This is a genomic window from Natronosalvus rutilus (assembly GCF_024204665.1).
Classification (GTDB): domain Archaea; phylum Halobacteriota; class Halobacteria; order Halobacteriales; family Natrialbaceae; genus Natronosalvus; species Natronosalvus rutilus.
Genome location: NZ_CP100355.1, coordinates 3246724 through 3260294 on the forward strand (window position 1 = coordinate 3246724; position 13571 = coordinate 3260294).

Consider the following 13571-nt stretch of genomic DNA (forward strand, 5'->3'; position numbering starts at 1 on the left):
TCGCTCGGCTTAGTCTTTCTCCTCGACGTGGCGAATCTCACAGGCCACGCCGCGCGTGCTCTCGACCATCTCGCGGCCGAACATCCCGGCGCGACCGATGCCGAAGGCCTTCGGTCCCTCGACGACGACCTCGTCGCCGACTCTAATGTCGTCGTCGGCGTCGACGACCCCCGGCGCCAGGACGCTGCCTTGCGGGACGAAACCGTCGATCTCGAGGCGCTTCGTCGGCGCGTCGCTCGCGACCCAGCGTCTCGCCCCCTCGAGCGTGAACGACAGGGTGCCGTACTGGGGGACCATCGTCGCCAGTTGCGTTTCCTCGGAATCGGTATCTCGAATCTGGAGTCGCGGATAGTGACTCGTCGTTCGGAACTCCTCGAAAAGGTCGTCGCCGGCGCCGTCGCCGAGCAGGTAGTCCGCGAGCGCCCGGATGGTGTTGTGCTCGCGTTCGCGCTTCTGGTACGCGGACTCGCCGGAGAGGGCGTCGCTCAGGTTCGCCAGGGACTCGTCGTCGGTCGGGTGGGCGCCCCGGTCAACCGTGTAAGTCACCTTGAGGTCGAGTTCGTCCTGAACGCGCTCGACGATGTCGTGGTAGCCCTCGTCGGGCACGTGGGCGACGATTCGCGGGTACGCGTTTCGCTCGAGGTAGCGCCGGAGGACCCGAGTGACGAATCCTTTCTCGTCGGCGGACCAACGACCCGTCACGACGGTGTCGTAGTGCTGGGCCGGGTAGGTCGTCTCGAGTTCCTGAGGGACGACACCAATGGGCGAGGTCATCGAGACGAGGTGAGCGCGCCACTGGATTGCCCGGTGGAACTGGCTGTGGCTCTGGGACTCGCTGTAGGGTTTCCGGGCCGAACAGGGTACGAGCACGAGCGGCGCGTCGAACCGGTTGCGGTAGCGGCTGGTTACCCGGTCGGCGAAGCGCTGTATTTCGACCCGCCGGAGGGTGTCTTCGGTCGCCGCGTCGAGGTCCGCTTTCCGGAGGATGGGCGTTCGTTCCTCGAGGTAGGTCCACTGCGCGTCGAGTTCGCGCATCGCGGCGGTGAGCCACTGTTCCTGGCGAACCTGGCCCTCGACGTAGTCGCGCAGGCGGCCGTCTCGAATCCGCTGGCGAACGACCGCGAGTTCCGCGGCCAGGGCGTTCCGGTTGTGCTCGGCGCAGTCCGCTCGCGTGAACTCGTCGCGGGGACCCTGGCAGGCCGGGCACGAACACGGCAGTTCCTCGAGGTCCTCGAGGAAGTACTCGCTCTCGGTGGTGAGGTACTTTCCCTGGGTGCCCTTGATCGTCGCCCTGGCGGCGTCGAAACAGTCGACGCCCGCGTAGGCGAGGAGTGCGACGTTTCGGGGGGTCGCGACGCCCGAGAAGAATAGTGCGGTGTCGGACGGGATGGCCTCTCGGACCGACACCACGGCCTCGACGAGTGCGGCCCCGTGGCCGACGATCGACTGCACGTTGGAGACGGCGTAGGCGTCGGTTCCCTCGTCGGCGGGGCTCGCGCTCGAGATCACGGCGACGCTCGGGTACGAAACGTCGGGGTAGTCGACGGCGAACGACTCACGGACGGGTTCGGCCGTCCCACCGGGGAAACCGCGGTGGGGAAGGACGGTCAGCGAAGACTCGTCGCCGTTCGGAACGCCGCGGTCGGCCGCCCACAGCGAGCCGCCGTCCTGAAGCAGGTCGCCGACGAGCGCCGGGGTCGTCCGCGGCGTCTCGAGGCGGAGTTCGCCCAGGCGCGCGGCCCCGTCGCGCGCGTGGACTTCGAAGTAGTCGGTCATATCAACACTCGAGCGCGGCGGGTGAAAGAGGCTGTCGATACGGGTCGAATGCCGGGACGCGAAAATCGTGGGCTGGCGTGGCTTACTCGAGTTCGACGGTCACTTGCCCGTCGAAGGTGAGCATGATCGTCTGGGCGAGACTGCCGAAGAGGGCCTTCCCGGTCCGGGAGCGCTTGCGGCCGACGAGGAATATGTGATCGCAGACGTGTTCCTCGGCGGCGTCGAGAATCGCCGTCGCCTCCGTGTTCGCGTCGACGATTTTCGGGACGACGGTGAAGTCGACCTCGCCCTCGATGCTCTCGAGTGCTTCCCGTGCCAGCTGGCCGGTATTGTGGAAGAGGCGATTTTCGATCGTGTCCGTACCGTAGGCGGCGACGTGAGCGTCGCTGACCTGGCCGATTGCCTCGCGTTCGGCGTTGACCTCGTCCGTCGTGGTCATGGGAAGCAAGACGAGTTCAGCGTCCGCCCCGGCGGCGAGTTCGCCCGCGGTCTCGAGCAGCAATCGATGTCGGTCCGTGTCGTCGACGACGACGAGTCCTGTGTTCATAGTCACTGATACGCTCGATATTGTGAAAGTACTTGCGTGAATACACGACTCATGGGAGACAGTATCGTGCGTCTGTGACCGTCTTACGGGGTTGGGGAGGCATGACACGATCGATAGAAACGCACGAAACTCGTATCAGAAATAATAGACCGAGTGGCTGGCTATCTCTCGAGACTACCCAACGACTTTCTCGATTCGAGTCCAGGTGTCGGATATGACCACACCGACGGACCCGGACGATTCGAGTCGGCTCGAGCGGACGCTCGGGCGGGCCTGGTCCGACGACCGACCGTGGGAGCTGTTGACCGCGCTCACCCAGCTCGAGAGCCGCATGGGCGGGTCGCCGGGCGAACGGGCAGCGGCCGACCTCGTCGCCGAGGCGTTCGAACGCGTCGGCGTGGCGAACGTCGGTCTCGAGTCGTTTCCGATCCAGTACTGGGAGCGCGGGAAGACGACGTTCACCGTTACCGAGCCCGTCGAACGCGAGTTCGAGGCGCTCGCACTCCCCTACGCTCCCGCAGCGGACCTCGAGGCGCCGCTGGTCGACGTCGGCTACGGGACCCCGGAGGAAATCGACGACGCGGGCGAGGCCGTCGAGGGAGCCATCGTCGTCGCGAGCACCACCACCCCGGCCGGCCAGCGTTTCGTCCACCGCATGGAGAAGTTCGGCCACGCCGTCGACGCGGGCGCGCGGGGGTTCGTCTTCGCCAACCACGTTCCCGGACAGCTGCCACCGACGGGGGCGCTCCGGTTCGACCGCGAGGCGGCCATCCCCGGGATCGGCGTCAGCGCGGAGACTCACGACTGGTTGACGGAGTACGCCAATTCACCGGCGGCTGACCCGGACGAATCCGCGAACGCCCGGGCCAGTCTGCGCGTCGAGGCGACGACGACCGACGGCTCGAGCCAGAACGTCGTCGGCACCCTCGGACCCGATACTGACGACGAACTTCTCCTGCTTGCTCACTACGACGCCCACGACGTCGCCGAAGGGGCCCTCGACAACGGCTGTGGCGTCGCGACGGTCCTCGGCGCCGCGTCGGTTCTCGCTGCCGTCGAGTCGGATCTGGGGTGTCGGGTCCGCGTCGCCGCCGTTGGCTGCGAGGAAATTGGGCTACTGGGCGCCGAAGCCCTTGCCGAGCGCCTCGACCTCGAGTCCGTCCGCGCCGTCGTGAACGTCGACGGAGCGGGCCGGTTTCGGAATTTGCAGGCGTACTCCCACGCCTCAGAAGAGATGCGGGCGCTAGCGACCGAAGTCGGTGAACACTACGGTCAGCCGGTCGTTCACGAGCCCGATCCGCACCCGTTCAGCGACCACTGGCCGTTCCTCCGGGCCGGCGTACCTGCCCTCCAGTTACACAGCGAACCGGCCGGCGGCGGCGAGCGAGGGCGTGGCTGGGGACACACGGCTGCCGACAGCCGCGATAAAGTCGACGTGCGGAATATTCGAACGCACACCATGCTCTCGGCCGTCCTGGTTCGAGTACTCTCGAGGCGAACCCCACCTCGAATCGACGGCGCGGATCTCCGGGATGCATTTCGAGAACAGCACTACGAACCAGGGATGCGCGCGTCGGATACTTGGCCTCGCGCCTGGGACTGACGGCGGGGCGCTCCTCGAAACCGGTCGTGGACACCGATCAGGCGTCCGGGGCACCCTCGAGAATCGCCACCCCGCTCGAGGCGCCGATTCGCTCGGCACCAGCCTCGATCATGTCCATCGCTTTCTCGTAGCTCCCGACCCCGCCGCTCGCCTTGACCGGGAGGTACTCGCTCATCAGTTCCACGTCCGCGACGGTGGCCCCGCCATCGGCGAACCCGGTCGACGTCTTGACCATCGTCGCGTCGGCCGCCTTCGCCGCCTCGCAGGCTGCGCGCTTCTCCTCGTCGGTCAAAAGCGCCGTCTCGATGATCACCTTGACAGGGATGGGGACGGCCGCGACCAGTTCCTCGAGTTCGGCTTCGACTGCGTCCGTCTCGCCGGCTTGCAGGAGGCCGACGTTGATTACCACGTCGAGTTCGTCGGCACCGGCCTTCCAGGCGAGTTCGCCCTCGAGATGTTTCACCTCGTGGTCGTGCTGGCCGTGCGGGAAGCCGATGACGGTCGCGAGCGTGACGTCCGGGTGGGTTTCGGCGGCGCTTTCGACCGCGTACGGCGGAATGCAGGCGTTCATCCCGTGTTCTGCAGACTCGTCCAGGACGCGTTCGACGTCCGACGGCGTCGTTTCGGGGCCGAGGACGGTGTGGTCGATCAGGGGTGCGAGTTCGCTGCGGTCCATACCGGCCCGACTCGCTCGTGGGATAAAAAGGCGCCCGGTAGTGTGCGGTCTCCGGACCGACGGTCGTGGCAGTTACCTCGAGACGTCCACCTCGAGGTCGTCACGCTCGACAGCGAGTCGGAACGTGGGAACCGTCCGGTACTCGACCTCGACGACGTCCTTGCGCCGGAGACTCTGGAGACCGGATCGGACGTCCTCGACGTCGGGGTCGACGTCGAACGCGTCCCGGAGGGCGTGGAGGACGGCGACGACGCTCTGTGAACGCTCCTCGGGTCCGGCGAGTACCTCGACGATTTGCGCCTGGAGCTCGGGCACGCGGATCCGCGATGGCGGTCCCTCGCCCTCTTCGCTGACGACGCCGGGTTCGACGTCGACGAGTTCGGCCGCTTCGGGCGTCGCCCGGATCAGGCTGTTGTCGTCCCGAAAGTAGTACTCTTCCAGCTCGTTCTCGAGGAACTGGTGTACCTCGCTCCCGCTCTCGAGGTTCCACCGATCCTGCAACTCGCTGTTTTTCGTCGGCTGTAGCTCCACCACGTCCGCCAGTCGATCGCGAGCCTCCTCGGAGAGCGTCATCCTCGTATCACCTCGACGTACGTGGGTCCGCTATTTTTGCGTTGCGTCACGGGGACGGGACTCGAGTCGCGATTGGACTCGACCAGCGACGGGGTATGCCCGCGGCGAGACTCCGGTACCCGTTACGCTTCGACGCGAACGTCGAATCGCGTCGTGATCAGGGTTCCAGCGGGTTTGGTCTGGAGGAACAGCCGGTACCGACCGGGCGTCGGAAACCGTACGCGAAACGCCGCGCGACCGCTCTCGGCAGCCGTCTCCTCCGGGTGAACGTGGAGGTATGCCAGATCACCTTCTCGTAGCGCGACGAGATGACCGAGCGCACCAAGGTATCGGTCCAAGCGGGCGACGGCCCCGTCCTCCGTCAGGACCTCGAACGCCAGTTCGGTGTTTTCGCCGGCCTCAACGCCGTCCGCCAGGAGTTCGACTTCGTACCCGTCCGCGGCGCCGCGTCGGGACGATCCGGGTCGCGGCTCGACATCATCGACGCCGGAGGCGAACAGGTCGTACCCGAGCGTCGTCGCTCGCCCGTCGACGACCACGTCTACGAACGCGCGATAGACGCCCGGGTCGGGGAACGCGAGCCGTTCGAGTCGCCAGGTTCCATCCGAATCCAGTTCGGGGTGGCGGTGCTGAAACCGGGTCAGATCTCGACGCACCACGATGAGGTGAGCGCGCTGCCCATGGGCGGTCTCGAAGTCGGTCACGACCGACCCGTCCTCGACGATTCGGAACGACCAGTTCGTCCGCTCTCCCGGATCGAATCGCGTCTCCGACGGAACGAGTCGGAGACCGTTCGCGGCGAGCGAGAGGCCGGCCGGCACGGCGTGTCCGACGGCGTCCATTCCTCGAGTCGAGTTCCGAGAATCGTCGTGACCGTCGTGGTTGGAGTGGTGTTCCATACCGTTCGGAACGGTCGCTATCTACGTAATTACGGTGCGCGCGGAATCGTCGACGTCGTCACCGCGCCCTGATCGAGCGTCGTCATCCCGATAAATTCCCCAACGGAGCGATCGGTTCGGATTCGAAATTTCAACTGGACGGAGAGCCGACGGCAGCCGAGGAGCTACACCGACCGGTGGCCATTACACTACAAATCGAGGTGTAAGCATCACTCGAGCGCGTCGACGCGCGAGAAGACGAATTCCCGGAGCAACTTCCCGGCCAGCGAGGCGGCCTGGCCGTCGTCGCGGTCGTTGACTTCGACCGCGTCGAACCCGGTCGCGTACGGCGCGACGGCCCGCACGACGTCGCGCATCGTCCGGGGCTCGAGGCCGAACGGTTCCATCGTCCCTGTTCCCGGCGCGTAGGCCGGGTCGGCGCCGTCGATGTCGACACTGAGGTACGCCTCCCGACCCTCGAGGCGGTCCTCGAGTTGGGGGACGAACTCCGCGGCCTCGTCGGGAGGAACGACGGTCACGTCGTTCTCACTCGCCCACTGCCACTCCTCCTCGCTCCCCGTCCGTGCACCGAGGATGATCGCCTCCTGGACGTCGATGTCGGGCGCGTCATCGTAGTCGTCGGGATCGAGGATGCGTCGGGTCACGCAGGCGTGACTGAGCGGGTTGCCGTCGTACTCGCTTCGCAAGTCGAGGTGAGCGTCCAGACAGACGAACACGTCCGGGTCGACCGCGCCCGCACCCGCCGCCGAGACGGTGTGTTCGCCGCCGAGCAACAGGGGGACGGCGTCGTCCCAGTGGACGTCGCGCAGGGTGCCCTCGAGGAACTCGAGGTACTCGTCTACCGCGTCCCAGGCGTGGACGTCGCCCGCGTCGTGGACGCTGCAGTCGGTGAATCGCCGGTCCGTCCGGTGGTCGTAGTCGTCGAACGTCTCCGAAAAATGGCGGATGCGTCGGGGACCGAAGCGAGTCCCCGGCGCGAAGGTCGTCGATGCGTCGAGGGGCGCACCGACGACCACGAAGTTCGCCTCCGTTCGATCGGCGGTCGCCCCCGGGTACATCAGACGATCTTGCGCTGGCCTTCCATCTCGAGGTACTCGATGTTGTCGTCGGGGGACGCGTCGACGTCCTCGGGAATGCGCATCGTGATGGTCTCGTAGGTCTCGAGGTCCATGACCTGCATGTCGTTACCGTCGACGGAGACGATCTGACCCTGTTTGCGGTTGATGATCGGGACCCAGATTTTCGCATCGACGGGCTGGGACAGCGACCGTCGCTTGCCGTCGAAGACGCCTCGAGCCTCGATTCGGGCCTTGGCGCTGCCGTGTTTGCCGGGCTTTGCCGTCGAGTAGGAGTCGATTTTACACGCTGCGTCGTCAATCAGGACGTAGCCGCCTTCTCCGAGGTCGCGAACTTCTTTCTGTTGCTTCGCCATACAGCGGGGTAATCAATCGAACGTGATAAAGGGATTGAATCGCGCTCTGTGTCGAATCGACGGCCTCGAGCGGTCGATCGGCCCGGACAGCGGGGACCGCACATTGCGTCTTCAGGTCGCGCTGATCCGCGGTGCCACGAGGTACTCAACGTCGCCGCCTCCGTCGGCGAACTCGTAGCGGATCGATAGCGGTTTCTCGGTACCCAGCCCGAGACCGACGTCGACGCCACCCGGCATCGCCCGATTGATCGACGCGAGGTAATCGACGGAGAACAGGGAGGAGGTGTCCGCTGGCTCGAGGTCGACGAGGTCGCTCGCCGACAGCGTGAGCGAGACGTCGTCCGTGTCTCCGTCCGCGCGGACCGCGAACACCTCGTCGGCGGCGTCGAGTTCGAATTCGAGGTGCGTCGAGACCATCTCGGCGGCCCGCACCGAGCGATCGAAGGTCTCGGCACTGGCGACCACTGATCCCGCGAGGTCGAACGCGTCGCTCGAGCCCTCCTGCGGGGAGCGAATCGTCTCCGGATCGAGGAGCGCGAGCGTGTACTCGAGTTCGTCGATGCGAATCGAGAGCGTTCGACTCTCGGCGTTCACCTCGAGGGCGACGAACTGGTCGCGGTCGGCGATACTCACGACGTCGCGAAACCGTTCGAGGTCGATTCCGAGGTGATCGGGAGCCCCCTCGAACGACTCGAAGGCGGCTCGCTCGAGCGTGACGTCCGCACGGACGACGGTCGCCGCGTCGATTGCCGCGAGGCGGAGCCCATCGGGGTCGACGTACAGGTGACACTCGTCGAAGACGGCGTACGCGACGTCGACGGTTCGTTTGATCGTTCCGGCGTCGAGCACGCCGCGGAACGTCGTGGTAGCGCTCGAGTTCGACTCCTGAACTGTTTGCTCGACCATACCCCGTCAACCTCGAATGAGAGGGAAAAGTGTTCCTAGCCAAATTGATAGATAACTCAAAATGGGGTACCTATATATGTGTGTGGATTAGTAGATAATCCATATCAAATTATGAAAGGCGACAGCCGTCCCCGCGGAATCCTGAGCAGCGCCGACCGCGCGTTCCTGCGCGGCGAGTCCGACCTCGCGAGCGTCCAGTCCGAGCGCAACACGCGTGCTCGCATCCGCGAACGACTCTACCAGGGCGTTCGCGACTTCGAACTGCTCGTCGAATCGCTCTCCGACGACGACCGGAAACTCGTCTTCGAGAAACGGTTCGGCGAAATCGACGGTACCGAGGCGTTCGACGCGATGGTCTCGGCGGTGGCCTTCCTCTACCTGGCCGCGGACGACACCGACATCGAGTTCGAGACCCTCCTGACGGAAGGGATCAATCTCGCGGAAGCACGCCGGGACCGCGCCGCGACGGTCTCGCTGGACGTGACCTACCAGTCGCTTACCGTCGATCAGTTGCGACACAAACTGAAGCGGGGCGAACCCCTCTCGCTCACCGAAATCGCCTATCTCCACGACAGCGAGGAGATTCGACGGGACGAACTGGCGCAATACTTCTCCGACGTCGACGACGTGGACGAGATCGACGACGGCCGAATCCAGTCGAAGATGACGAACTTTTGACTTACCCAATTACGCGACCCACGCGCTCGAGACCCTCCTCGAGTTTCTCGGTCGGCAAGCCGAATCCGATGCGGAAGTAGTCCTCGAAGCCGAAGAGGTCGCCTGGTGCGAGAACCACACTCTCCTCCTCGACGACGGTCCGGCAGAACTCGGTCCCGTTCTCGAAGCAGTCGGGAATCGTCACGAACCCGTTGACGCCGACGGGATCGTACCACTCGAGGCCGTGGGCGTCGACGAACTCGCGAACGCGGTCGCGGTGGGCCGCCGCGAGGGCGCGGTTCTCCTCGAGGATGTCGTCCTCCTGCTCGCCGAGGGCCTGTTTCGCGACGTGCTGGCCGAAGATGGAGGGCGAGATCGTCGTGTAATCCTTCCAGGTCCAGGCGGCCTCGATCACCTCGCGGTCGCCGACGAGCCAGCCGAAGCGGGTCCCGGCGAGACCGTAGGCCTTCGTGAGACTCGTCGTCGAGAGGCCGTGAGGTCCGAGGCTGGCGACGGGCGGCAGCGGGTCGTCGGCGAGCAGGCGGTAGACCTCGTCACAGAGCAGATAGGCGTCGTTGTCCGCCGCCAGGTCGTAGAGCGCCTCGACTCGCTCGAGCGGGTGATACCGACCCGTGGGATTGTTCGGGTTGTTGAGGACGATGACCCGGGTGTCGGGGCGGATCGCGTCGGCGACCGCGTCGACCTCGAGTTCCCACCTTGGCGGCTCGAGCGAGACTCGCGTGACCTCGCCGACGGCCTCGGGGACGGCGTGGAGCGCCTGGTAGGTGGGCGTGACAACAACGGCGTGGCCGTCCCCCACGGTCTGCGACGACGACGCGTCGGCGCCGAGCAGCGACAGAAACGTCAGGAAGTTCGCCTCCTGAGTGCCGACGGTGAAGAGCACCTCGTCTGCCTCGCGGTCGTATCGATCCGCGATGTCGGCCCGGAGGTCGGGGTCGCCGTCGGTGGGAATCACGTACCCCAGGTCGCCGGGATCGGTGTCGAATCGACTCGCCGGCAGACTCCGGATGCCACTCTCGGCGAGCATGACGTCCGCCTCGTGTTCGTACTCGGCGAACCAGCGCTCGAGGCCGAAGGGTTCGATGTGCATGCCAAAATGAGAGGGACGAGACGGCAAAGAGTCACCGACTCGCTATCACCAAAACCCGAATTGCTACCACTGAAACCCGACTCGCTCGTCCCCCGCTGGCGGCTCGAGCGGACTCGGCGGCAACTCAGCGGCGACCTCGGGGTCGTTGTAGACGCCGGGAGCGACGTCGTTGGGGCCGTCGGGATAGTACAGCGCGGCCAGCAACTGAATCTGCCCGCGGCCGACGCCGAGTTCGAACTGCCCGCCGCCGTAACACCGAATCCCGTGCTCCTCGCAGTAGGCGATTGTCTCGAGCAACGACTCGAGCGAGCCGAATCGGGAGGGCTTGACGTTCAACCAGCGGGGCTCCCACGGCAGCGCCTCGACGTCCTCGACCCCGTGGATCGGGGCGTCCCAGGAAAGTCGGTTCTGAACCTTCGGAGCCTCGAGCAGCGGGTGCGTCTCCTCGGTTACACCCGGATCCTCGATTACGGCCTCCGGGAACGACTCGAGGACGCGTTCGTAGAACACGGGGTCTGCTGGAACGTCCACGTCGGTCCCCTCGTACTGTCCCTTCAGGTCGAGGATTCGGACGGCGTCGGTCGCCACCAGGTCGTCGATCACGGCGCCGGTCCATTCGGGCGTCGGATCGAGTTTGAACTCGAGGGACGGAACGGCTTCGCGAAGGCGCTCGACCCGATCGACTGACGGCGGCTCCCCGAGGCGGGTGCTCGCGACGAAGCGGAGCGGTTTCGGTTCGCGGTCGAGTGCGTCCCCGAGCGAGGTTCCGGCCTGGCGTAGCGCCAGGTCGAGCGCCGCGCTCTCGAATGCCCAGCGTCGGTAGTCCTGGAAGTCCTCGCGGTCGGGTGGGCCCGCCGGAAACAGATCCAGGTCCTCGAGGCGGTCGGAGAACGACGCCAGCGTGAATTCGCCCTCGAATTCGCCGGTCGGCAATCCGACCCGGTGGAGGGCGTCGTGTTCCTCGGCATCGTAGGTGACGTCTTCGCCGCGGCCCGTGACTCGCGCGTCGCCACGGCCGCCAGCGCGACCGTCTTCGTGTGCGGACGCGGAACCCGGACCCGTGAACGCGACCTCCGTCGTCACCCGCGTAAAATCGCTCGAGGTGTCGCGCTCGAGTCGGTGGAGTTCGACGTCGTCGATGCGCACCTCGAGGTCGGCCAGTCGATCGAAGTCCATGGTCGTCGTTGAACTGCCAGGACGATGAACGTTGGTACGGCCTCGTTGCTCGCCCCCCTATACGAACCTGCGAAACAGCGACGTTACTCTTCTCCGCGTCGCTGCCTGAGGTTCTGGCGCGTGAACTGCGGTTTCGTCGAGATGGAACTCGGCGTCCGGAACGACCAGTAGAGGACGATCGAGAGGACGGCCGAAAAGACCGCCGCGACGACCGCCGCCACGGGCGCTCCTAAGGCGTAGAGGACGCCCATCGAGAACAGCGACATCGTCAACAACATGCCGTAGACCAGTCGCTTCGCCAGGGTGGCGAACACCTGATCGCTGTCCTCGACGCCGACCCGGACGAACTGGTCGTCCCGTTCGAATCGGTCGAGCGTCCGCTCGAGTTTCGGCGGGATCCTGACGGCGGATCGACTGGCATCCCTGACCTCGCCCGCAGTGTCCTCGAGGACCCGCTGGATCGACTCCTCGCGGTAGCCCTGTTCGGTGAGGTAGTCCGTCGCGGTGGCGATAAAGTCGAAGTCGGGATCGAGGGTCACGCAGACGCCCTCGACGACGGTCGCCACCCGGAGCACGAGCGCGAGATTCTTCGGGAGGCGGAACGGGAACTCGTAGATCGAGTCCTCGATCTGGCCGACGATCTGCTGGACGCGGTACTGCTCGATGTCTTCGCCGCGCGCGTCGGCGATGGCGAGTTCCATCACGTCGGCCATCACGGCTCGATCGGCCTCGGGACTCAGCGTTCCGATCGCGATGAGGGAGTCGAGGATCGCGTCGATGTCCTGGTTGGCGATCGCGATGTAGAACTCGACGATCCTGTCCTGGACGAATTCGTCGACGCGGCCGCTCATCCCGAAGTCGTAGAAGACGATCCGCCCGTCGTCGGTCACCGCCAGGTTTCCGGGGTGGGGATCGGCGTGAAAGACCCCGTCGTCGATGATCATCTGGAGGTACGACCGCTGGAGGTTCTCCGCGACCTGCTCGCGGTCGATCCCCTTTGCGTCGAGTTCGTCGACCTGGTTGATCTTCGTCCCGTCGATGTAGGCCATCGTCAGGACCCGGTCGCTCGAGTAAGCCTCGTACACCTCCGGGATAAGAAACCGGTCGTCGTCGTCGAAATTCGAGCGAATCTCGGCGAGCATCCGGGCCTCGCGATGGTAGTCCATCTCCTCGCGAATCGTCTTCGCGAACTCGTCGGCGAGGTTCTCGAGGGAGAACGACCTGGATTCGTCGACGAACCGAATCAGTATCGGGAGCGACCACCGGATCACCCGGAGGTCGGACTCGACGAGCGTCTCGATTCCCGGCCGCCGAATCTTGACGGCGACGTCGTCGCCGTCGATTGAGGCACGGTACACCTGCCCCAGACTGGCACCGCTGATTGCGTCGGTATCGAAGTCCTGAAAGCGGGTGTCGACCGAGCCGAGATCCTCCTCGAGCACGACTCGCGCGTCGGCCCAGTCGGCCGGGGGTACCTCGTCCTGGAGCGCCGAGAGCACGTCGATGTACGCCGGCGGGAGGACGTCTGGTCGCGTCGAGAGCAACTGCCCGAGTTTGATGAACGTCGGACCGAGGGTGAGCAACGACTCGAGCAGGACTTCCGCGCGCTCGCGATGGGTCTCCGAGCCGACGCGGCGTGGCCGTCCGAAGACGAGCCAGCGGCGGCGGTCGCGAGCGTACGCCAGCAACAGCGGCAGGAAGTGCCACGCGACGACGACGAATCGTCGATACGCGCGAAGGATGCCCAGGTCAAGTCACCCGGGTTAGACGTCCCCGTCGGCGTCTTCGGCGGTCGAGTCCTCGGGGTCGCTCACGACGTCGATCGGCGTCCTATCGGATCCCTCCCGTTTCGGCAGGGCGAGTTCGAGTACGCCCCGATCGACGCTCGCCTCGGCGTTCGACTCCGTCGCGTCGTCGGGCAGGGGGAGGTCGACGTCGAGAAAGAGCGGACGGTTCTCCTCGAGGTAGTGGTACTTCTCGGGGAGATCCTTCTGGCGGCGGGCCTCGATCCGAATGCGGCCGTCTTCGACGGCAACGTCCACGGTCTCGGCAGGGACCCCTGGCACGTCGAGCACGAGGAGGTAGGAGTCGTCGCTCTCGAGTAGATCGAAGAACGCGGCGTCGGAGAGGTCCCGGAGGGCGTCGCGCAGCGCTGACATAGTGACAGGTTCGAACGCCGCGACGAAAAAGGCCGCGGTCCCGACCGATCGTTCTC

General features: G+C 65.7%; 14 protein-coding genes. 2 read left to right on the forward strand and 12 right to left on the reverse strand.

The window, feature by feature from the left end:
- Positions 1–9: 9 nt before the first annotated feature.
- Positions 10–1776 (reverse strand): archaeosine synthase subunit alpha, encoded by a 1767-nt coding sequence (arcS, locus tag NGM29_RS15705; protein ID WP_254157443.1) that lies wholly within the window; start codon positions 1774–1776, stop codon positions 10–12.
- Between the two features lie 82 nt (positions 1777–1858).
- Positions 1859–2323 (reverse strand): universal stress protein, encoded by a 465-nt coding sequence (locus NGM29_RS15710; protein ID WP_254157445.1) that lies wholly within the window; start codon positions 2321–2323, stop codon positions 1859–1861.
- A 214-nt stretch (positions 2324–2537) separates the two neighbouring features.
- Between NGM29_RS15710 and NGM29_RS15715 the strand changes: the two genes are divergently transcribed.
- The gene (locus NGM29_RS15715; RefSeq protein WP_254157447.1) at positions 2538–3926 is read left to right on the forward strand and encodes a M28 family metallopeptidase; all 1389 of its coding nucleotides are present in this window, start codon (positions 2538–2540) and stop codon (positions 3924–3926) included.
- Between the two features lie 37 nt (positions 3927–3963).
- On the opposite strand, the gene deoC is transcribed toward NGM29_RS15715, so the two are convergent.
- The 6 genes from deoC to NGM29_RS15745 all read right to left on the reverse strand — a co-directional run bounded on the left by deoC (position 3964) and on the right by NGM29_RS15745 (position 8412).
- Positions 3964–4602: a deoxyribose-phosphate aldolase gene (deoC, locus tag NGM29_RS15720; RefSeq protein WP_254157449.1), complete on the reverse strand. Its 639-nt coding sequence runs from the start codon at positions 4600–4602 to the stop codon at positions 3964–3966.
- 72 nt (positions 4603–4674) lie between these two features.
- The gene (locus NGM29_RS15725; protein WP_254157451.1) at positions 4675–5175 is read right to left on the reverse strand and encodes a DUF5797 family protein; all 501 of its coding nucleotides are present in this window, start codon (positions 5173–5175) and stop codon (positions 4675–4677) included.
- A 122-nt stretch (positions 5176–5297) separates the two neighbouring features.
- Positions 5298–6074 carry a hypothetical protein gene (locus NGM29_RS15730; protein WP_254157453.1) on the reverse strand — a complete coding sequence of 259 codons (777 nt, stop codon included), beginning with the start codon at positions 6072–6074 and terminating at the stop codon, positions 5298–5300.
- A 209-nt stretch (positions 6075–6283) separates the two neighbouring features.
- Positions 6284–7132 (reverse strand): agmatinase, encoded by an 849-nt coding sequence (gene speB / locus NGM29_RS15735; protein WP_254157455.1) that lies wholly within the window; start codon positions 7130–7132, stop codon positions 6284–6286.
- On the reverse strand, positions 7132–7506 hold the full coding sequence (locus tag NGM29_RS15740) for a translation initiation factor IF-5A (protein ID WP_254157457.1): 375 nt from the start codon (positions 7504–7506) through the stop codon (positions 7132–7134). The genes speB and NGM29_RS15740 overlap by 1 nt, the downstream gene beginning before the upstream one ends.
- Before the next feature lie 111 nt (positions 7507–7617).
- Positions 7618–8412, reverse strand: a complete 795-nt coding sequence (locus NGM29_RS15745) for a DNA polymerase sliding clamp (RefSeq protein WP_254157459.1) — start codon at positions 8410–8412, stop codon at positions 7618–7620.
- A gap of 111 nt (positions 8413–8523) precedes the next feature.
- On the opposite strand from NGM29_RS15745, the gene NGM29_RS15750 reads away from it, so the two are divergent.
- A complete protein-coding gene (locus NGM29_RS15750; RefSeq protein WP_254157461.1) occupies positions 8524–9090 on the forward strand; it encodes a DUF8102 family protein in 567 nt (188 codons plus the stop codon).
- A gap of 1 nt (position 9091) precedes the next feature.
- On the opposite strand, the gene NGM29_RS15755 is transcribed toward NGM29_RS15750, so the two are convergent.
- The 4 genes from NGM29_RS15755 to NGM29_RS15770 all read right to left on the reverse strand — a co-directional run bounded on the left by NGM29_RS15755 (position 9092) and on the right by NGM29_RS15770 (position 13515).
- The gene (locus NGM29_RS15755; protein WP_254157463.1) at positions 9092–10180 is read right to left on the reverse strand and encodes an aminotransferase class I/II-fold pyridoxal phosphate-dependent enzyme; all 1089 of its coding nucleotides are present in this window, start codon (positions 10178–10180) and stop codon (positions 9092–9094) included.
- 63 nt (positions 10181–10243) lie between these two features.
- Entirely contained in the window at positions 10244–11356 is a 1113-nt protein-coding gene (locus NGM29_RS15760) for an enolase-like domain-containing protein (protein WP_254157465.1), read from the reverse strand.
- 83 nt (positions 11357–11439) lie between these two features.
- Complete coding sequence (locus tag NGM29_RS15765; protein ID WP_254157467.1) at positions 11440–13044, reverse strand: ABC1 kinase family protein; 1605 nt, start codon at positions 13042–13044, stop codon at positions 11440–11442.
- Positions 13045–13119: 75 nt separating this feature from the next.
- Positions 13120–13515, reverse strand: coding sequence for an Hsp20/alpha crystallin family protein (locus NGM29_RS15770; RefSeq protein WP_254157469.1), 396 nt, complete (start codon positions 13513–13515; stop codon positions 13120–13122).
- Between the last annotated feature and the right edge of the window lie 56 nt (positions 13516–13571).